This window comes from Cellvibrio zantedeschiae, assembly GCF_014652535.1.
In the GTDB taxonomy this organism is placed as follows: Bacteria; Pseudomonadota; Gammaproteobacteria; order Pseudomonadales; family Cellvibrionaceae; genus Cellvibrio; species Cellvibrio zantedeschiae.
The window spans coordinates 429,288-449,959 of the sequence record NZ_BMYZ01000002.1; the positions used below are offsets into that span (position 1 = coordinate 429,288).

Consider the following 20,672-nt stretch of genomic DNA (forward strand, 5'->3'; position numbering starts at 1 on the left):
GTGTTCGCATTACTTTTTTTTCACTAGGTAAAGATCATGTTAAAAACACACGAAAGTTACTCGCTTGCAAAAACGAGTGTATTGGCACGGCTAGCAAATCATCCTTACATTTTGTTCGTAGGAATGATGCTGCTGTGTGTTGCGTTTCCCTCCCACGCTGCTGATTTCGATTTACCAACAGTCAGCATTCCTAACGTTACTAGTTCTTCGTCAGCTACTGAGATTATTACAGCGGTTATTAAATACGCTGTGAAAATGATTCTCTGGATTTTGGTGGTGATTGTCGGTGTTGGTTTCATTAAAAACACCGTTAAATCTGTTCATAAAGTTCGTCGTGATGAAGAAGGTAAATGGGCAGACGTTGTTGGTGAAATTACAGGTAACGCTGTGGTGGTTATCTGCACGATTTTACTCGCTGCTTGGGTTACCAATATTCTCAACTAACCATCGGGTTTTCACTATGAGTGATGATCGCCTAGCTGACAGCATCAATGCTGAGCCAATTGTATTTATGGATTGTACCGGCAGTGAAATTGTCATGTCGGCTGTCATCTCGTTTGGTGTTGGTGTGCCGCTGGGGTTTCTCGGCGGCTTAATGATGGGAATGATTTTAATTGGTCTCGTTGTAGGTCTATTAATTGGGTTGGGTTGTACCTATCTGGTACTAAATTATATTTGCGCGGTACGCAATAAATATTATGAAACGTGGCTAAAAGAAAAATTTTTTATGTTGAAGCTGCGTTCTGGAATGTTTGGTCTCGACTTGATTGAGGAAAGTACCCGCTACGGAAGAGGAGCACGTAAACGTGAGTAATCCGCGTAACGCTGTCAGCGCTCGTGATTCACATATTTGGACATTGCGTGTCGGCTTCATCATGGCTAGCGCTCTGTCCGCAGGATTGCTTGTCACAATCGACAACAAACAAAATGACTTCAATTGCCATATCCCGCCCGATCTTTCTCGTGGCGCAAATATTAAACCTGGGGAATTGCAGGCTCCGAATTCTTATGCCTTTGCTAGCAATGTGTGGCGTTCACTGAACGATTGGGAGCATGAAGGAAAAGTTGATTACATCAGCAATATTAAAAAGTATGAGTGTTACGTCACGCCCACTTTTTTTACATGGCTCAAGGAAAATGCTAAGCAAAAAGAAGACGCAGGGGAGCTTGGTCGAACGCGCAATTTGTCGATGGAAGATGCGTACGCTGAAGGTATGTCTACTCCAATGGGAAATAATGTTTTTGCCGTTACTCTGACGACCAGAGTTCACGAGCGTATCGAAGCGCTTCCTATCAAAGACATAATCGTGCGCTACCCGCTGCGTGTTGTTCCTGATACACGAAAATGCAATGCAATGGGTATGTCCCTCGATGGCTTCTATGCTCAGCCTGAGAGAACGGAAGTCGAGCACGTTCAAGTGGAGAAGAAATGATGTTAAAACTTCATTGGAAATTTATCCTTGCTGGAGCACTTTTATGTAACGTCGCTCATGCTGATTCACGCCGTGTATGGGAAGACAAGCCGCTGTCATTGGTCATTCCCATCGGTCAGGAAATTCGAGTAACTTTTCCAACGGACGTCGATATCCAGGTTCCGATGGCAGTTTCGGAAAAATTGACGTCGCTTGCTCCGAACACCCGAATGATTTATTGGACGCCCATTGAAGAATTTCCTACGGGCCGTATTCTCGCTACAGCTAAAGACGGGCATACAGTTTACGTCATTGATTTGTCTGCCGATAAATCTGCTGTAAAAGAGGATATTGTCATCGAAGATCCTGCACGTGTACCTATCAATGAAATAGCGCGATCAGGACAGACAACAAGCTCAGCGGAGGTACAACCGGTCGAAGAATCGGAAGAGCTTGAGGACCCTGCAGAAATTATTCTTACAAGATTTGCATCGCAAACGCTCTATGCACCAAGTCGATTGATCCCTGCTGATGCTCGTATTTCGCTTACTAAAATTAAATCACTCAACAAGAATTTTCCTCTTTTGCAGAGCGCGCACGGTGAGCTCGTTTCGGTGAGTGTGGTTGGAGCTTGGACAGGCTTTGGAAAATATATTACGGCCGTACTTGTCGTTAACCAGTCGTCAGTCGCGTTTGAGTTTGATGCTTCCCGTGTGCGCGGAAACTTTACCCATATAACCGCGCAGCATTTGCGTATTGGGCCCAGAGGCGCTCTTACTGATAGGACAACGATATATTTGATTTCTGATGTTCCGTTTGCAGAAGCGTTGACGGAGGACAGCTATGCGTACTAACAAAATCGTTTGGGCTTTGATGGGTATTCTTCTATTTGGTGTAGTCGTTGTGTTCATTAACCGGAGCAATAAGCCAGAGGAAGCGCCAGCATTGCCCGGTACTGGTGATCCTGTTGCTACAGGGAATACAAAGCCAACGGTCAGGCCAAATTCTAAAGTAAAAGTTGTTGAAGTTACGGGCGATACCGTTTCTGAATCTTTGAAGGATGTACAAAAACGATATGAGGTCGAGCGCAACGCTCGGCTTGAGCTCGAAAAGACTTTAAAGGAAGTGTCCGAACGCCAGGGCAATATCGAGAAGAGGGTTGGTGCGGATGCAAAGGGCGATGATCGCGTTAATGCTGTGGCAAGTACAGTCGATCAGATTAAGGAGACTGTAGGTGATTTGGCAGGCCAATTCAGTACTCAGGAAAAGCGCCTTAATACTACCAAGGCGAACGGCTACGCATTCTCGAATGATGATTTGGGTATCGGAAATGCAAAAGCAGATGGTAAAGATCATCCGCAAGCGCAAGTCACTCTCATGGAGGGATATGTGGCAGTTCGACCCTTGTCTGCTTCATCAAACGTCGGTTCGAGTGGTTTGAAACCTGGAGTTAGCACTGCAATGGACAATGCAGAAAAACTTGGGTTGGCCCCGCGCGGCAATATCGAGCAACACGGGAAGGACGTGACGCTTACTGATGGCAAGAAAAAGAGCGTGACGACACCTCATTTTACTATCCCGGCTCGCGCCACAATCATGGATGCAGTAGCGATGACCGCAATGATCGGGCGCGTTCCTGTGGGTGGCCGAGTGCAAGATCCGTTCCCAGTGAAGTTCATTATTGGGGACGATAACTTGGCTACAAATGGCCTTTCAATTCCAGGACTGCAGGGGATAGTTGCTGAAGGTATCGCAACGGGCAATTGGAATTTGAGTTGCGTGTCAGTTCAACTTACCGGGGCAACATTCACGTTTGCCGACGGTCGAGTACAGCATCTTCCAAACACCGATAAGAACGAGTTTGAGGGCCGTCCAGAAGGTCAGATGGAAACAAACCCTATGGCTTCTGCTGAAGGCAAGAGTAGGGGTGCCAGTGGCGATCCAATCGGGTACATCAGCAATCCCCAGGGCGTGCCATGTATCGGTGGTGTTCGTGTCACTGACGCTCCGCAACAGTTGGCGCAAATGGGTTTGCTTGGAATGGCAAAAAGCTATTTCGATGCGAAGGCTAACGCAGAGACAACTAACACAGTAAATCCACTTGGCGGGTCGAATTCTACGGTCACCGGCGACCAAGTTAAGTTTGCGAATAATGCGACCGCAGCTGGAGCTATGCAGACGGTAATTGACTTCTATCGAACTCATACGCGCGACTCGTTCGACGCAATCGTGGTTAATCCAGGTGAAAAAGTTTCACTTCACATCACACGCGATCTCTATGTCGATTACAACACCGGCAGTCGCAAACTCGTTTACACACAGGGGAATAAAAATGGCTCAAGAAAAATGGATTAATGCATTCATTATCGTTGTCGTTTTCGCACTGAGTGGGTGTGCATCGCACATCGATAAAGTGGTTCCTACGAATACGCCTACCATGAAGCAAATTTACGACAGCAAGACTGGTAACGGAAACCCAGAGGTATTGCGCCGACGGGAGATGGAAATTCGTGCGCGACCCATCTCAAGTGAAGAGGATTACATTTCCGATTTGCCGCCGCGTGCTGCACAAATACAACACTTGTTTCCAGCTCTTCCAAATCCGGAGTTGTATATGTACGTGAGGCCGCACGTTATTGGAAATTCTGGAGCTGCAGTGCCTGCCTACATGACTAGATTTACCATGTATGACCGCACTCATTACGCAATGCCTAATGAGGTAATTTCACGGCCTAAGCATCCGGAAGTGAAATGCTTTCCCGATCATCCTAAGGATGGAGTTTGCAAGCGTATCGAAGAAGTCGATGAGCGAGCGATTGAAAATTCCGCCTCAAAATCAAAAGGGAAGCGCACATGAATTTCGATATAAACCCAGTAGCGCTTATCAAAGACTTGTTAAAGGGATCCACGTTGAATGGTGGCCCCCAGATTACTGACGAAGACTTGAAACCAGCCTACAAGAATAACAGGTCGATCACTGGCCTGTTACCGTGGATGGATATTGTTGAAGAGGACAAAATTCTCTTGTCAGATGCAAGAACCGTCGCTGCTGTTTATGACATCACACCCATTGCTACGGAAGCTCGCTCTGATGAGCATCTGCAAAATATCCGAGATAGCATCAATGCATTTGTGGGCGGTACTTTCGAAGAACACGCAATGGCCCCCTGGGTGGTCTCTACATATTGTTGGTGCGATAACGACGAATTCCGCGGGCTCACTGATAGGCTATTAACCCACTCCATTCGCATGCATGCGATGCGCGATGCCAAGCTAACTCCTTACAGCGAACATTTCATCAACAATGTTTTTGGCCCTCATGTACGGGATATGTCGGCTCCCTATGGTCTATTCAAAGATCCACTGAATGGACGTCAGTGGGGAGGCTCAAAGCGTAAGGTCTACCTGGTGTTTTATCGCAGACAATTAACCGGAATCCAGCGCAGGAAGGGGATGACCGCGATCCGTGAGCTTGAGAATCAATGCAAACGCGTATCACAAATGCTTAAGGCGGCTGGAATCGATTCTAAACGCCTCCAGGGTGAAGCCATACGCAACTGGCTATTCCGTTGGGGTAATCCCTCTCCTAAAGTTACGAATGGTGACAAGGATGCGTGGCTAGCTATGAATCCGTATTGCACGGACGAAATGAAGACTGCTGAATTTGATTTATCTGCTGATGTGATGAGTCGCGATATCCGTGGAGATAAGAAAACGAAGTGTTGGTATTTCGACGGTATGCCGCACACCGTGCTTTCCGTTGAGCGAATGACCCGTGTTCCAGAGGTTGGGCAGACATCTGCTGAACGCTATGAAAGTAAGGAGGAGCGGTCGGGCCCGAACGCAAGAACGTCATGCTTCATTGACGAGCTACCGAAGGGTTCAATGTTAATCGTTACTTATGTGGCGCAACCGCAAAATGCTATTCGAAAGCACTTAGAAAAACTGGAAAAGAATTCGCGCGGTGATACTCCGGAAGCCGAAGCTACCCGAATTGAGGTTAAAGCGGCTCGTGCGCAAATCGCTCGCGGGAATAAGCTTTATCCCTACAGTATGGCAATAGCGCTACGCGCTGACGATGATGACGATATGGAAGATGCCATCCTCGAAGCTGATACGCTTTTGATGAAAAAAAATTTTCAAATTATTGATCCAGAGTACGATCAATTTCGCCTTGATCGTTACATCCGATTCCTTCCTTGTGCCTACGATACAACACTTGATCAGGTAAACATTCGACAGCGCATTATCTATACCAACCACTTAGCAAATATCCTCCCTTTCTATGGGAGAGGGATTGGCACCGGCAATCCTTGTATTGTTGCCTACAACCGTGGAGGTGAGGACTTCAGCTGCGATCCGTTACTACAGGGTGACCGCGCAAAGAACGCCCATCTATTTTTGTTCGGCCCAACAGGAGCAGGAAAATCTGCAAGTCTCGTTTATCTGCAAATGCTAATCACTGCCGTATACAACCCTCGGTGGGTTGTCGTCGAAGCGGGTAACTCGTTTGGCTTGTTATCCAATTACTTTAAGAAACATGGTAAATCGGTAGTCGATATCGTTTTACGCCCAGGGCAGGCGCCATCCATCGCGCCCTTCAAACCTGCAATGGATCTCATTGACCCCAGCGGCAACGTTATCCAGCTCACCAGTATCGTTGAAGATGTTCTTGTCGGTGATGCCGAACTTGACGAGGCTGACAAGGGTGACAGTGAGGATGAAGTTGTATCGCGAGACATTTTAGGTGAAATGCTGATCATTGCTCGTCTGATGGTTACCGGAGGCGAGCATAAAGAAGAGCAACGCATGAACCGCTCTGACCTCGGCCTGCTGAAAAAAGCACTACTCGATGCAGCTATACAATCCCGCCTTTCAGGAAGTAACGACTGCCTGCCATCGCAAGTTATTGCTTGTTTGCGTGAACAAATTAAAGAGCGTCCTCAGCTCGCTCAGCGTATTACTGAAATGGCTGATGCAATGGAATTGTTTTGTGATGGCTTTGCTGGGGAACTCTTCAATCGCCCCGGAGAAGAGATGCCCGATGCGGATTACATTCGCATTGAAATGGGCGCGCTCGCTTCGGGTAATGATACCAACGATAAATTGTCGGTTGCATACATTTCCATCATCAACCAGGTAATTGCGCGTGCACAACGCACGCAGCGCGATGGCCGCCCCACGATTAATCTCACTGATGAAGCTCACGTGCTGACGACTAACCCGTTGTTAGCGAAATACCTAGTTGTTGTTTCCAAGCTCTTGGGGCGCCGTATGGGGCTTTGGTTGTGGCAAGCAACGCAGAACATGAAGGACTACCCGGATGAGTCCGAGAAGATGCTGGCCATGTTTGAGTGGTGGATGTGTTTGTTCATTGACCAGGGCGAGCTCGCCAATATTGAGCGTTTCAAGAAGCTTTCTCCGGATCAACGCTCAATGTTGCTGAGTACCCGTAAAGCATCGGGCAAGTATACGGAAGGGGTCATCATGAGTGACAACGTACAAGGTTTATTCCGGATAGTTCCACCAGGCTTATGCTTAGCCCTGGGACAAACTGAGAAGGAAGAAAAACGCGAGCGAATGAAGTTGATGCGTTTGCATAACATCGACGAAACAGCAGCAGCGGAAATGATCGGTGAGCAAATTGCCGAGCGTCGCCGAATGCAAGCGATGGCAGCATAGGAGACATTTATGGTCACGTTAGCTTTTGTTGAACATGAAACTGGCTGGATTCCTTGTCGCGTCGCAGAAGTAAAGCGCGGTGACACGTTCTACCTGGTATCCGAGGGTAAGCAAGGGCCGCTGATGGTGGCCACCTCTGATGCAAAGCGAGTTAACGCTCGCGACGAAGAATCGTGGACTGTTGATTCAAAACCGATGGAGTGAACGAAATGAAAAAGATAATCGGACTTTTTTTCCTCATTTGCTTACAGGCAAATGCTCAAACAAAAATTGAAATTTTTGCGGATGGCCCTGTAGCGCTTGCGCGTGTAGCGGACACCAACGTCACTGTATTTGATTTGTCACTTCCTGCTCGACTTGATGAGAGCGCACCTGATTTTCCAGCCGATCCTACTCTGGCAGAAATCCAGGCAAAGGCTTGGCTTGCTTCTCCTGCGGGTAAACAGCACATCGCAAATTTGAAGGACGCATATCGTGGCCAGCAACAATTAATGGCATACGATATTCGAAAGGTACCCGCAATAGTTTTTGAATCCGGCAGATACGTCATTTACGGCACTCTAGATTTAGCAGTAGCCGTACGAGACTATGACAACTATCGGCGCGCGCATCCTGAGTTAAAACAAGGAGGACGTGATGAAGCCGCTCACTAAAAAAATGCTGATGGCAGTTTCTCTAGTCAGTGCTTTAAAAGTTTCTTCTTCATTTGCCACAGGGCAAATAGACGCGTTTGACGTAGTAGACAGGACTATGAATTGTGGAAACGGTGGCACCGATTGCATGGATTGGCAACTTAGGGGCGTCTGCTTTTGGCTTAAATGCGCATTTATCAAGTGTTCCGTAAAGCAATCGCCCAAAGTCTCTCACTACATTCCCGATCTGTTGGTGGCGACATATACAACTGAGCCGCCCATCGATATGAGTACTGGCGTCAACCCAACAAACAACGGAAACCTAACACTGGATGAAAAGGGTAATGGTGCGTTAGAGACTTATCTTGATTACAAGCATGCAGAGGTCATGGGAAATCCTACTGCGGCGATTTTTAATGGTATGGCGCAGTCGGATTATTTTTGCCAGTCGGTTGTTCAAGTTCCATACATGCCATACTTTTTAAGCGGTCTCGATATGTTTTGGAATAGCCCCAGTGTCGAACACTACTATCCGCAAGCAATCCTTGGATACCCAAAAATAAAGACGAATTTTCCACTTGGTTATTGGGCGCAAATCTACCCGCTCTGTGGGTGGGGATCTCATCCTTATGACGCGATCAACGCGGCCGTCGATGCTCATCGAGCAGCTGTCATCGTAACGAGTCCTGCAGCAGCGCATGTTTATATGCCGGTAGGCAAGAACTGTGGCAACAAGTGTTGGCCTCCTGGGCAAGTTCAGGAGGGGCAGTTGAGCACGCATAAGTTTCAAATGGTTTACCCGAAACCTGCGACAACCGGAAGGGTTATGGGAGGCTCTGCATCTTGGGCAAACGGTAAAAACGAAAAACTTAATGAACAGTACGCTTGGTCTCTGTGGCGCCCCTATACCTGCTGCCACAAAAAAGGCCAGGTGTTTCTATTTTCAATTGATTGGTGATCATCATGCGTCGAATTTTAAAATTATCGATATTTATTTTGGCGCTTTTGTCGCCAATCCTTAGCGCCCAAACGGTTCGTCCAAATGGCGATAAGGACACTTGGTATTTTTCTATGGGAGGATCTGATCCCTACGTCAATTATCACCAAAGTAACCGCACGAATTTGAATTTATCAGCGGGGGCTGAGTGGAATTTATTTCGTGGATGTACCTTTGATCCGCGTACCTCCATAGCACAAACATTTTCGGATGCACAACGAAGCATTTATGGTCTAGCAAATGATGTTGTCGCTGCTGCACCTGGATTACTAACTGCATGGGGGCTTAGCCAGGTGCAGGAAAATTATCCGGGTGTTTACGACTTCTTGATGAAAGGGTTGGTTGATGCAAAGGCCTCTTACCAAATTGCATTAAAGAATTGCCAAGATATGCGTAATGACGTGAAGAATGGACGTGATCCCGTCGATGGGTGGATACGTGTTAGTAAGACATCCAATTGGGATACTGCGGTTGCTACTGGTGACAATCCGACTCATGTTGTGGACGCAAATGGCGATAGTGGCATTGTGATGGCTGGTGGAGTTAAAAAAGGGGGGCTTAATCAAGATCCAATTCGTGCCGTTGCAGATACGGTAGAGGCTGGCTATTACCACATGACTAACGCACTGGCTCCGGATCCAAATATTGATCCCGTACAGGGCGATAGAAATATAACTCGCGTCTTTCCAAATGCCGCTGCCGCTTCGAAGTGGACGGCCTCGGTAGTGGGTGAGCGTGAAATTCGTACTTGCGAAACGTGCGTAAAATTACGTACCAAGGTAGGGCAGGGCTTGCGCATCATGCACAAGGAGGAAAAAGAAAATGTTGTTCAGGATTTGAATGCGGCTCTAGCGTCGCCACAAGTAACCAACAACATGCTCAACAAGCTATCAGTTCCTGGGATGGGGATCGTTGCTACGGAAGATACTATCCGGGCTATCAAAGACGCACCTTCTGCAGAACAAAGAATACTAGCCAATCGCTATGCGTCTGAAGTTGCGTTGGCCCGTGTCATGGAAAAGGGTTTGATCGCGCGTGACTTAATTAATATGGGCGAACAAGAGCCAAACATTTCCGCAAATACTGAAGCGCAGCAAGAAATTGAGTTTTCGAAAAAGCGTTTAGAGCAAGAGCTCGATAACGTAATGTTCGAAAGCGACGTGCGTAAGAAAGTACTCAACAACGCCACTTCTGTTTTGGCAGAACGTGAATATGCGCGTTCGCACAGTCCTACAGGAAATCAGTTAAAGACCGCACCATCAAAGTCTAAGGGTATGACCGACGGAGGTGTGAATGCGCCTTAATGTAGGAATGAAATGGGTAAAGCGCGTTTGCATATGCATCGCGCTTGTTTTGCTCATCTATTGGCTAGCGATAATTATTGCAACTGAGTTAATGCGGCACCACGAACAGACTCTCGATTTCTTAGGGGGTGTAGATTCAGTAAAGCATTGGTTTATTTTGATGCGTATTGCTATCTATGCGGGCTGCTATTTTCTATGCGGTTGGTTAATGAGGTTGATTCAACCGAAAACTACACCAGATTCCATCAAAACTGCGCGGGCTGTTTTAATTCGTTTATTTATTGTTTACGAATTATTTTTTGGTATCAACATTATTGCGTTTCTATCGCACTAAAGGAATTCATATGATCGTTAATTCCGCGATTGAGCTTTATACCGTACTACTTGCATGGCGTTTGTATGATGGCTTCTGGGCAATATTTTCCGGTACTGGTATTGGAGCAATCCCATTTGTCGTTGCAACCATAGGCACTGTTCTGGATGCGCAAGAGAAAGAAAATGTTTCCTCAAAGCAAATCATTCGCGCGTTGGAAGTTCGGTTATATTCCATGCTCGCTGTGTTCTTTCTTGCCGTAACACCGTTTATAGATATTTATCCCGATAATACTAAGTATGTCCAGGCTAGTTGCCCTGCGGACGATTCCTCGGCAGCCGTCACGTCGGAAAAGTATTTTGGTGCATCGGGCACCACGCTTGATAACGATAGCGGTCGATTTGCTGCGATGTTAGGAGGGCACATACCTCAGGCCCCTTTATGGTGGTACGTGTTCTCCAAGCTCAACATGGCGGTTGCTAACAGTCTTAAATTTGAATTGCCTTGTCGGGCGGATTTGGTAACTGTGTCTGCAAACCTTGCATCATCGTCTATCACTGATCCTTCATTGCGCAAAGAGGCTGCGCACTTTCATAACCAGTGCTGGTTGCCTGCTTCAAATAAATTCCTACGTGAACATCCTTCGATACCACCCAGCCAAGAGCCAATTGCCGATAACGTCAGTTGGTTGGGGTCGCGATTCTTTATGGATACGGCAGGCTATTACGACAGCTTCCGCACAGATGAAGGGCTGCAATCTTTCTCATACAGTGTTTTGCATGGTGATGACGCTGTTTCTGACGGTGCGGACGGTTTGGGGTGGCCAACCTGCGAGCGATGGTGGTCAGATGGTACTGATGGCTTGCGTGTGCGTTTGCTTAAGGACGTGAAGGACAATATGAATGCCGATGATTTGAGCAACTGGAATACTGCATCTCCTACCTGGTTCGGTTCACCAACAGACGCTAATGACCAATTGCTCCGAACAGCGATCACATCACCTACGAAAACATCGCCGCAATCACAGCTTCCAATTGCAAACTCTCACATCGATGGCGGCTGGGGTTCGGTCGAAGGCTGGGTCAATGGTCTGGCGGGTGTTGGAGTCGCATATGAGGGTGCATTTGCTCTAATGGAGGCCCAAGCTTTGAAGGCTGGTGCGCCGGTTGTGCAGGCATGTATTTTAATGTTGTTTGTAATCGTACTCCCATTGCTGATGTTTTTAAGTCTGTACGATGTGGCAACACTTGTAACGCTTACGGTTGTGCAGTTTTCAATAATGTTTTGGTCGTTTCTGTTTGCGTTAGCGTTGTGGATGAACAACTTCCTTCTAAGTGCCTTATTCGACGGACGCTGGTTGGACATGCTTAATACCGGCGATCAGCCAATGGAAATGATGTTAACGCTTTGGATTATTCGATTTATGTACGTTATTCTTCCAATTATCTTTTCTGCCCTGCTCGGTGTAGTGGGAAATAATTTGGGTACACGGTTGGAGAGTGGGATGGAGCGCATGATGAGCGGTGCAGGGAAAGGTGCCGGGGCTGGCTCTAGAAAATTAAGTCAAAAGTTTAAGCGTTAGAATTAAAAAAGCCTCTTTAAAAGAGGCTTTTTTATTCGTAAGGAGCGTATTTATTTACGGCGGAGTCTCTATCGAACGCTTGATCAGAAACTCTGTATTCTTCGCGCAGTTCGTCGTTGCTGCTGCGACCACGGAGCAAAGCGGCAGCCAACGCTGCAAAGAGTATTAGGGCGAGCTTCACCAGGAGAAGGGTAGTGGCCCAAATAAAGCGCGCAGTCCAACGAAGGGCTTTACCCCAGTCGATCCCAGCTTTAGATGCAGTTACGGCGGCCATGATATCTACCTTGCTTGAAATTTAACCTCTAGTGTGAGGATAGCAGCTTTCCAGTGAATACGAAATGAACCGATAGTAGTTTTGGCGTATGAATCGTCGGATTGTGCGTCCAGTAATCGTTGGTTTCTAAAAGGTAGACGAAATTGTTGCACGGTACTCTCTCCTGCGTTTAAACTTTTTCTGCAAAAAGTCAGTCAACGGTTGCCGTTGTTCGTAGTCGATTCCCAAAAGCGCGTTGCTGGAATCAAACCGAAAGGTTGCGCTTACCATCACTGAAGTATCAGCTTCTTTCATCTTAACCCATCGGGAAAATCTTCCCGCTGGGGTTGGTTTTTCTCAAGGGTAACTTTATCCAGGAGAACTACCATGATCACCATCACTTTAACTCCACAAGGGCAAATTGCTAAGCGTGTAGTGTTAACAATTTTGCGTTTTTTTTGGGCTAGCTTTGTATTCATCGTCACAGTGCTTTTCGCGCTTGTGTGCTTCCTCTTCGGGACACCGGGTAAAAAGCAATCGTCTTCTAAGGGTGGAAAATCTCAGGGTAGAAATCAAAAGCTACCTGAAAAGCCTATACCGCAAAAGCCTGCAAAGAGGCTTTCTCAAGAAGTGGTTTATGAGCCTACCGCCTATGTCATCACACTTGCTTCAGACGAGCTTCATTTTCGTGAAAAGATTGCTGCATTGAGACGTAGCGGCTATAGATGGCATTCTGGTTTAAATGCTTGGGCTCTTCCGAAAGTTAGACTTGGGAATAATCATCAAAACTTTGAAAAAATTATCGGAGAATTAAAGCGAGTAGGGTACAAATGGAATGGATCTTGTTGGACGCTTTATTTTCCACCATCAATCAGAAAATAGAGTATCTCGAAAGTTATATTTCCAATTATAAAGCGAGGTCTGGTGGCCCCGCTTTTTTTCTGGCCAATGCCTCATTATTTTCATGACATGGACATTTTGGTCACTTTTTGGCTCTTCAGTTTTTCATCAAATTCCTCGATAAATTTGTCTAAATATTTTTTGAGAGTTTCCTTCCGTAGTTCCAGTGCTTCTATGAACTCAATAAATTCTAAAGCTTCATCTTCCGATGAGCAGGAAATTATGAGCTCTCCATCCAAATAAACCAGCCATACTTCATCGCCATGGGTTTCGTCCATTCGAATTGAAAAGTTTTCGTTTGTTAGCATTTAACGCTCCGGTCTTAAAATCCTGAGTTTTTTGTAAGTTAAGTAATATTCCTCCAGTTCTGGAGGCAATTTTTTCATTTATTTTACTTGCAGAATCAATCTTCCAATTTCATATACGTACCCTAGCTCTTTGTAAATCGGTGTGCCAATCGCTTTACCGCTATGGGTGTCTATCCAACATTGACCATTAAAATAAACGTGTTCATAAAGCTTTGTGAGGTCGTAGCCTTCAGCGGATTTTATGACACCCTCTGATAAAATTATTCCAACTGTAATAGAGTGGTTGCCTCCGCCCACCCAAAAAATATTTAATGGGTACCAGTAATGAAGCTGATGGTTTGAGTCTTGTTCCCACGGGCCGCTCTTCCTACCTTCGCCGATCCTTCCTAATGAGTTCATGATGCTTGACGGGCTCCATCCGCTAGGTAAGACAATATCACGGCCGAGCTTCGCCACCGGCAGATCTTCTTTTTCTATCTGATTTTCGATTAAGTGAGAAATGAAACTGTTGTCCAAGCCTGGTACGTAGTTGAGCCCAAAGTCATTCCAAATGTGATATACGCCGAGAGATTTATGGTCTGGCTTAAAATATACATCTACCATGCGAAGGCTTTGGATCGGCCGCATAACAAGTTTTTGTAAATCTTCCAGTGCGGCTACATTCTTTTGATTGGCGAAAATCTTCGCTCGCATCATTAAGTTTTCAAATGCATTACTTTCGTTCTCAGTCTCACCATCAGGCGCTTTTTTTCGAAGCAGTGATTTTAAAAAAGTCATTTAATTAAAAGCCATTGTTGGTTATAGGTTTTTGAGTTTGGAGCTGAGAAAACTTAATGAAAATTTCTCGCTTTAATCGTTAGCTGGGAGAGTTGATCAGAGTAATCCGCCAGGTGGCCTGCAATTATATGCACCACGGGCCGCTTCACATGGTCGGTCACTATTTCAATGGTGCCTTTGATCACCATGAGCTTGCTTGTCAAAATCACTTTCCTGAATACCTCTTGGGTACGAGCCCAGACAATTACATTTACGTCTCCGGTTTCGTCCTCAAGAGTTAGAAACATGGTGCCGCTGGCTGTACCAGGGCGCTGGCGGCATGTGACAAGCCCTGCAATGCGTACGAAGCCTTTGTTTCGGAGTGTAAGCAGATCCGCGTTTTTGGTACAGCGATTAAACGGTCGTTCGTCACGCAATAAGGTCATTGGGTGTGCTCGCAGCGAATGTCCTAAGGCCCTAAAATCGTCGAATATATCTCTCGCCTCTGTTGGCGCACTGGTGAAGAGGTCGTCTTTGTATCGCTCTCCCGGATTAAGCAGCTCAGAATACTCCGCTATTGCTGCTGCTTCCCATCGAGCTTGGTAGCGATTGCCACTTAATGATTCGAACGCAGACGCAGAAGCTAGCTCCTGGAGCTCTGTTGAGGTCAGCGCGCAGCGTCTTGCAACTTCTTCAATGGAGGCGAATAGTGTTGCTCCCCGGTGATGCTCGATCTGGCTTGCTGCCTCGGTATTCAGCCCATTAATTTCCCGAAACCCTAAGCGTATTCCGATAGAAAGTTGACCAAGAGCAGCTGGTACCCGCTCAAGTGAATTTTCGTAACTACTCTTGTTGATATCGACGGGCAATACGGCCACGCCATGGCGGCGTGCATCCTGGATGAGTTGTGACGGCGAATAAAATCCCATTGGTTGGGAATTTAACAGCGCGCAGCAGAATGCCGCTGGGTGATGGCGCTTGAGCCAGGACGACGCGTAGCAAAGCAATGCGAAGCTCGCGCTGTGACTCTCCGGGAAGCCATAGCCACCAAATCCTTTTACTTGTTCAAACATACGCTCTGCGAACTCTGTATCGTATCCGTTGCTTAGTAACCCGTTTATGAAATCGTCTCGGAAAAGTAGGAGTTTGGAGTTTTTGCCCCAATTGGTCATGGCTCTGCGCAGCTGGTCAGCTTTGCCACCCGTAAAGCCTGCGCATGACATGGCGAGTCTCATAACTTGCTCTTGAAAAATCGGCACGCCAAGGGTTGGACTCAATACATCCTTAACGGCGTCGGTAGGGTATGTGATCGGCTCAAGACCACTTCGTCTGCGAAGATAGGGATGTACCATATCGCCCTGTATAGGCCCCGGTCTGACGATGGCTATCTCGACCACGAGATCGTAAAAGCATTTCGGCTGCAGGCGAGGCAGCATCGCGATTTGTGCCCGTGATTCAATCTGGAATACGCCCACGCTGTCGCCATGACAAAGCATTTCATAGGTATCCGGATCTTCGCGTGGAATACTGGCTAAAGATTTAATCTCGGGAGCATAACTATTGACGAGCTCCAATGCTCGGCGCAGCGCGCTCAACATTCCGAGTGCCAGGACATCAATTTTCAATAGGCGCATTGCCTCTAGGTCATCTTTATCCCATTGAATGATTGTCCTGTCTGGCATGCTGGCGTTTTCAACGGGAACCAGGTAGCTCACCTGATCCTGGGCGATAACAAAACCGCCGACATGCTGGGACAAGTGGCGAGGAAATCCTAAAATCTGGTGCAGCAAATTAAAAAAATGCGAGAGCAATTTTTTATTGCCACGTAAGCCAAGTTCTTCAATGCGCTTGTTGATATCAGTCGTAGAGTCCCACCAGGTAATATTCTTCGCGATAAAAGAAACCAAGGAGAGATCCATGCCTAACGCTTTGCCTACATCCCGCACGGCACTTTTAGGCCGGTAGGTGATAACGGTCGCTGCAATTGCCGCTCTTTCTCTACCGTATTTTTGGTAGATATATTGGATGACTTCTTCGCGCCGCTGATGTTCAAAATCAACGTCGATATCAGGCGGTTCATCTCGTTCGCGTGATATAAATCGTTCAAACAAAACATTGATTTGGCCCGGCGCAATCTCCGTGATAAACAGGCAATAGCAGATAACGGAATTGGCGGCTGATCCTCGCCCCTGGCAGAGAATATTATTTTCACGAGCGAACCGCACAATGTCGTGTACTGTTAAAAAATAATATTCGTATGAAAGTTCTTCGACTAATTCGAATTCCTTTTCGATTAGCTCTTCAATGTGGGAGGGTGCCCCTGCAGGCCAGCGATCGCGTTTGCCCAGTTCCACCAGGTTACGCAAATGCGCTATGGGTGTAAGGCCTTCGGGTACGAGTTCCCTGGGATATTGGTAGCGCAACTCGGTCATCGAAAAATTGCACAAATCCGCTATGACTGTCGACTCTTCGAGAAGCGACTCCGGATAAAGCAAACTCAGTTGCTCTTCTGATTTTAGGTAAGCCTCACCGTTTAAAATAACGTTGCCACCTAGATCGGGAATAGATGTGTTTAACCGGATGGCCGTCAGTACATCCTGGAGCGGCTTTCGACTTTTGCAGTGCATGAGTGCTTCGCCGCACGCAACCATTGGTATCTGTCTAGAGCGACTCAGTTGTAGCCATCGAAGAAAGCGCTTTTGCTCACCACCGTGCAACTGATGATTGATACCAATCCATAGCCTACCCTTAAACGCATTGTTCAATTCGTCTGCGATTTCCTCAGGAGCGATATCAACGCCGTGGATTTGTCCGAGCCAAATGATTAAACAATGTTGCAGGCGAAAGCGAAGATCGTCGAAATGTGCTTCGTATTCACCTTTGGAAGACCGGCGACGAGCGAGTGTGATAAATCCGGAGAGTTCACCATAAGCTTTTTTTGATGGAGCTATAGCGATCAACCGCATGCCATTGCTTAAGGTGAATCGACTTCCAACAATTAATTTAAAATTTAATTCTTCGGCGGCCACAAACGCTTTCACCACACCGGCGAGTGAACATTCGTCGGTGATGGCCAGTGCGTCATAGCCCAGCTCAGCAGCGCGCTCGATGTATTCAGGTGGATGAGATGCGCCGGTTAAAAACGTAAAATTGGTGATGGTGTGTAGGTGAGCGTAAGCCATGGCATCACCCGAATATGCCGTGTACAAACCAGGTTTTGGTTTTCAGATCTTTAAAAACCCAAAGCCGGACATGATCATGCCTAGTAGCAACAAAATAATCCCGCGCAATGGTAGTGCCCAGCCAATCGCCGTGTATTCGTTCGGGCCCAGTCCCCAGGTTGAGGTAGCCCCGCCAATACAGGCCTTTCTTTCTCTCTTCGATAGGTACCGGGTCTGGAATCAACCAGGTCGGGCGCGGTACATCTGTGAGCTCCTCCGGCACTTCCTGGTTGCAAGGAGTTGCAAGTGGAATTTTTTCCTGACTTAACTCCGGAGCAATCGCTCGTTTGTAACTCAACTTATAGACAGCATCATCCCCCAATCTCGCTTTTAGCTTGGCAGCGGTAATCGAAAAATCCTGATTCAGATTTCGGCTTCTACGAGCTAAATCAAAATTGAGTACCTGGCCACGGCTCTGCAATCGTGCAGTGTGTTCGCAGGTGAGAGTAAGTATGTCCACCTCAAAAGAAAATTGCCTATGTTCCAATTGGATCATTGTGAGATCGTAAAATAATTCCCAGTGACTTTGCGGAATGTCGGCAAACACTTTTATGTATTCATGTGTTTTATAAATATCACTCAAGGTCCATTCGATGTGCTGTGTTTCCAGTTGGTTTTTGCGCAAATAATCCGAGAGCTTTTGCAATAAATTCTCAACCGGCCACTCCATCAATGCCGTCGAGCTTGTGGGGTATTCAAATTGCACGAACGTCGAAAAGTGCTCAGCCGGCTTATAGGTGGCAACAGGAACAGAAAATAAACTTCCTTGTTGGAAATCCAGATCAATGCCAAACATACGGCACAGGTAGTCAGTAAAAGCCTGTCCAAATCGTTTCCTGATTCCAGCGATACTTTGTCGCTCAATTTGATGAGCGATATCGCCCAAAATAAAGAATCCGGTCTTTTCCAATGCTTCAACTTGTTTTGGAAATTCATAAAGCAGCTCAACTGGCAGCTGGTTTAGCAGATGAATAAAATCATCTTTGCTTTCGTGAAACGAATACTCAGCATCTGCATAGGTTAGTAACCAGGCCGCTTCCGCTGTGTGTGCCATGCCAAACTCGACCCGATGCTGTCCGTTCGCGAAAATCTGAAGTGCTTGCTCCTGGATTGCTTTCGCTCCACCGAAGAGCTGCAGGCATGTAGATACCTCTAGCGTCAATCCCAAATGTGTAACTGTGGTTGAGGTGATAAAAGTGATATGGGGTGTTATGACATACAAGGCCTCCGCCTGGCGCTGCAGGAATTCCTCTTCGAGCGCGCGGTCGCGCTCCACGAATTCACAGTCGCTTAAGGTTTGGGCCGTTGTAATATCCATGCCGATCTCAGCACCAGCTGCTTCGGCCTCAGGGCTTACCCAAATAACGCGGTGCCGCTCGATGATTACTGAAGAGGGAGAGGTATTAATTCCCAGGGCAGCGAAAGGTGCATCGATCAGGCGAAATGAAAACCATAATTTCACTTTCGCCCCCGTATTGAAAATACCGGCGCTTTGGGTTTTGGTCGCAGGCCTGTGCCGTCCGACTCGTACAGATCAAGCAAATGGTAAGGTAATACCGCTTCGGTGTTAGAGGGCAGGGGTAACTTAACTAGCTTGTCTCCCTGCAGCATTCCGCGCTGCTTAAAGATATTTGCGACTATGCCGTCGGCTTGAGCGCCGACCAAAACACGTAGACTCGCTGGTGATGATTCCTGCTGTGATGCGGAGGATCGGAATAGGGTATACAGGCCATCCCCTTCGTGGGCGGCAAGTAAACATTTGCGTAAATCCGTGTAGGTGAGACGCAGATCCTGTGGCCAGGCGAGTAATATCCCACATGCTGGTGTGCGACAAAGCTCAACGAAACTGGAAATGAAATCCTCGGCTCTGGATGAGCGAACTATGCGAACACGCTCCATATCCACACCGGCGATGATTAGGCTGTGAGCAAAGGGCACGAGTGGAGGGTTTAGCAGTACTATCAAACCATCGGATTCGCGCAGGGCTGGCGTAAATAAATACCACTCATGCTGAGTGAAACCTTGCTGGCAAACTTCAATAAGTGCTTTTGCTGGCCAGCCACCAGTTACCAAGGCATCGTTAAGCGCTGGATATCCAGTATCAAATCCAGAAGATTCTACAGCTGCCGGGAATTCCCCGCGCCACGTGTCACCCCGGAGCATGATCTGCTCCAGGCTAACGCGGCTGTCAATGTCGGGGGGTAGGGAATCCATGGTGCTCGCAATGTTAACTGTGTTTATATACAGTATAGGCCGACCTACCTAATGTAGGTCAAGATTTGCTTTAGAACGTTTTGACCACTACGCCGTCTATGCTTGCATTAGAGCGTGATTAAAACCCAATGAACGAAGACAAGCGAACCATCCGTAAAACCGCAGAGATAGCGGCTTATAACCGATTCGAGGGGGTAAACCATGTGTGGAAGAATTTGGGTAAAGCCTACCCCAACTCTGGAGCAGCTTCTGGAGGCCTTTGAGGTTTTCGATTTGGTTTTGCCGATACTGAACAACGCGGCCCCTACTGAACAGCTTCCGTTTCTCTACCCCGGAGAGGACGGTCGCTTTCAGGCGAGCATGATGCGCTGGTCGTTACACCCTGGGGGACTTCCCACTCCGCCGCCGTGGTCGTATGCCACTCACAACTCCCGGATTGAAGACACTGCCACCAGTCGAGCTTTTGGCGCACCTCTGCGATATCGCCGGGGCATTGCGCTGATGGCTGGATTTGTCGAGTGGCAAACTGAAGTGAAAATTATCGAAACGGGCATCACAAAAGCAGGCAAGATCAAGACAAAGACGATTAAAAACAAGCTTCCATATTACGCTGATTGTATAGACCAACCTATGATTGCAGCGGGTATTTGGGATGTGTGGCGCGACCAGGTATGTAGTTTTGCCATCATTACGCAGCCAGCGAATGAAGCGTTCGCCCCATACCACTCGCGAATGCCGTTGTCGTTAACGAGAGAGCAGGCCCGGGAATGGATGGCGTCAACCGATGACGCCCCAGGATTGCTAAAGGCACTTGAGGGCAGCAGCTTACCTTTACGTATTAGGGCTGTTTCTCCAGAAATTAACGATGCTAAAAAGAAAATTGATGTGTCTTTTGTTGAGCGCGAACTAAATATTACCAGCACTCAGTCGTCTCTGTTTTAGTGATAGCGTGGAATAAACATTTAACTCGTCATTTGTAGTGACTGCAATGCGCGAGCACTCTGTGAGATTTGTGCTGCCGCTTGCCAATGTAATTCGCAAAATGCCCAAATCTCAATCACAATTCATTTAAGAGGTATTATCCTGGAATGTGAGTGC

General features: G+C 47.2%; 21 protein-coding genes. 15 read left to right on the forward strand and 6 right to left on the reverse strand.

The genetic code is table 11. The annotated features are described in order from the left end of the window. Window positions 1-36 precede the first annotated feature (36 nt). The 13 genes from IE104_RS12635 to IE104_RS12695 are packed head-to-tail and all read left to right on the forward strand — an operon-like array spanning window position 37 to window position 11,922. A complete protein-coding gene (locus IE104_RS12635; protein WP_189419088.1) occupies window positions 37-444 on the forward strand; it encodes a hypothetical protein in 408 nt (135 codons plus the stop codon). 16 nt (window positions 445-460) lie between these two features. Beyond that, window positions 461-814, forward strand: a complete 354-nt coding sequence (locus tag IE104_RS12640; protein WP_189419090.1) for a DUF3487 family protein — start codon at window positions 461-463, stop codon at window positions 812-814. Then, on the forward strand, window positions 807-1,433 hold the full coding sequence (locus tag IE104_RS12645) for a DUF2895 family protein (protein ID WP_189419092.1): 627 nt from the start codon (window positions 807-809) through the stop codon (window positions 1,431-1,433). Before IE104_RS12640 ends, IE104_RS12645 begins: the two co-directional genes overlap by 8 nt. Then, window positions 1,430-2,266 (forward strand): TIGR03749 family integrating conjugative element protein, encoded by an 837-nt coding sequence (locus IE104_RS12650; RefSeq protein WP_189419094.1) that lies wholly within the window; start codon window positions 1,430-1,432, stop codon window positions 2,264-2,266. Before IE104_RS12645 ends, IE104_RS12650 begins: the two co-directional genes overlap by 4 nt. Next, window positions 2,256-3,767, forward strand: coding sequence for a TIGR03752 family integrating conjugative element protein (locus IE104_RS12655; protein WP_189419096.1), 1,512 nt, complete (start codon window positions 2,256-2,258; stop codon window positions 3,765-3,767). Before IE104_RS12650 ends, IE104_RS12655 begins: the two co-directional genes overlap by 11 nt. Further along, window positions 3,745-4,269, forward strand: a complete 525-nt coding sequence (locus IE104_RS12660) for a TIGR03751 family conjugal transfer lipoprotein (protein ID WP_189419098.1) — start codon at window positions 3,745-3,747, stop codon at window positions 4,267-4,269. Before IE104_RS12655 ends, IE104_RS12660 begins: the two co-directional genes overlap by 23 nt. Then, window positions 4,266-7,094 (forward strand): conjugative transfer ATPase, encoded by a 2,829-nt coding sequence (locus IE104_RS12665; RefSeq protein WP_189419100.1) that lies wholly within the window; start codon window positions 4,266-4,268, stop codon window positions 7,092-7,094. Before IE104_RS12660 ends, IE104_RS12665 begins: the two co-directional genes overlap by 4 nt. 9 nt (window positions 7,095-7,103) lie before the next feature. Beyond that, on the forward strand, window positions 7,104-7,298 hold the full coding sequence (locus IE104_RS12670) for a hypothetical protein (protein WP_189419102.1): 195 nt from the start codon (window positions 7,104-7,106) through the stop codon (window positions 7,296-7,298). Window positions 7,299-7,303: 5 nt separating this feature from the next. Then, a complete protein-coding gene (locus IE104_RS12675; protein WP_189419103.1) occupies window positions 7,304-7,747 on the forward strand; it encodes a DUF1525 domain-containing protein in 444 nt (147 codons plus the stop codon). Continuing rightward, a complete protein-coding gene (locus IE104_RS12680; RefSeq protein ID WP_189419105.1) occupies window positions 7,731-8,684 on the forward strand; it encodes a TIGR03756 family integrating conjugative element protein in 954 nt (317 codons plus the stop codon). The genes IE104_RS12675 and IE104_RS12680 overlap by 17 nt, the downstream gene beginning before the upstream one ends. Before the next feature lie 5 nt (window positions 8,685-8,689). Next, window positions 8,690-10,027 carry an integrating conjugative element protein gene (locus IE104_RS12685; protein WP_189419106.1) on the forward strand — a complete coding sequence of 446 codons (1,338 nt, stop codon included), beginning with the start codon at window positions 8,690-8,692 and terminating at the stop codon, window positions 10,025-10,027. Beyond that, complete coding sequence (locus IE104_RS12690; RefSeq protein ID WP_189419108.1) at window positions 10,017-10,361, forward strand: hypothetical protein; 345 nt, start codon at window positions 10,017-10,019, stop codon at window positions 10,359-10,361. Before IE104_RS12685 ends, IE104_RS12690 begins: the two co-directional genes overlap by 11 nt. A gap of 10 nt (window positions 10,362-10,371) precedes the next feature. Then, window positions 10,372-11,922 (forward strand): conjugal transfer protein TraG N-terminal domain-containing protein, encoded by a 1,551-nt coding sequence (locus tag IE104_RS12695; RefSeq protein WP_189419110.1) that lies wholly within the window; start codon window positions 10,372-10,374, stop codon window positions 11,920-11,922. Window positions 11,923-11,953: 31 nt separating this feature from the next. On the opposite strand, the gene IE104_RS12700 is transcribed toward IE104_RS12695, so the two are convergent. Beyond that, a complete protein-coding gene (locus IE104_RS12700) occupies window positions 11,954-12,196 on the reverse strand; it encodes a hypothetical protein (RefSeq protein ID WP_189419112.1) in 243 nt (80 codons plus the stop codon). A gap of 366 nt (window positions 12,197-12,562) precedes the next feature. On the opposite strand from IE104_RS12700, the gene IE104_RS12705 reads away from it, so the two are divergent. Next, window positions 12,563-13,057, forward strand: a complete 495-nt coding sequence (locus IE104_RS12705; protein ID WP_189419114.1) for a hypothetical protein — start codon at window positions 12,563-12,565, stop codon at window positions 13,055-13,057. Window positions 13,058-13,137: 80 nt separating this feature from the next. Here the strand turns inward: IE104_RS12705 and IE104_RS12710 are convergent, their stop codons facing one another. From IE104_RS12710 to IE104_RS12730, 5 genes are all read right to left on the reverse strand, one after another. After that, on the reverse strand, window positions 13,138-13,383 hold the full coding sequence (locus tag IE104_RS12710) for a hypothetical protein (protein ID WP_189419116.1): 246 nt from the start codon (window positions 13,381-13,383) through the stop codon (window positions 13,138-13,140). Window positions 13,384-13,461: 78 nt separating this feature from the next. Further along, entirely contained in the window at window positions 13,462-14,160 is a 699-nt protein-coding gene (locus tag IE104_RS12715; RefSeq protein WP_189419117.1) for a DUF6710 family protein, read from the reverse strand. Window positions 14,161-14,213: 53 nt separating this feature from the next. Further along, on the reverse strand, window positions 14,214-17,321 hold the full coding sequence (locus tag IE104_RS12720) for an error-prone DNA polymerase (protein ID WP_189419119.1): 3,108 nt from the start codon (window positions 17,319-17,321) through the stop codon (window positions 14,214-14,216). 4 nt (window positions 17,322-17,325) lie between these two features. Further along, window positions 17,326-18,822 (reverse strand): Y-family DNA polymerase, encoded by a 1,497-nt coding sequence (locus IE104_RS12725; protein WP_189419121.1) that lies wholly within the window; start codon window positions 18,820-18,822, stop codon window positions 17,326-17,328. Next, on the reverse strand, window positions 18,819-19,574 hold the full coding sequence (locus IE104_RS12730; RefSeq protein WP_189419123.1) for a diguanylate cyclase: 756 nt from the start codon (window positions 19,572-19,574) through the stop codon (window positions 18,819-18,821). The genes IE104_RS12725 and IE104_RS12730 overlap by 4 nt, the downstream gene beginning before the upstream one ends. Window positions 19,575-19,775: 201 nt before the next feature. On the opposite strand from IE104_RS12730, the gene IE104_RS12735 reads away from it, so the two are divergent. Continuing rightward, a complete protein-coding gene (locus tag IE104_RS12735; RefSeq protein ID WP_189419125.1) occupies window positions 19,776-20,516 on the forward strand; it encodes an SOS response-associated peptidase in 741 nt (246 codons plus the stop codon). The last annotated feature ends 156 nt before the right edge of the window (window positions 20,517-20,672 follow it).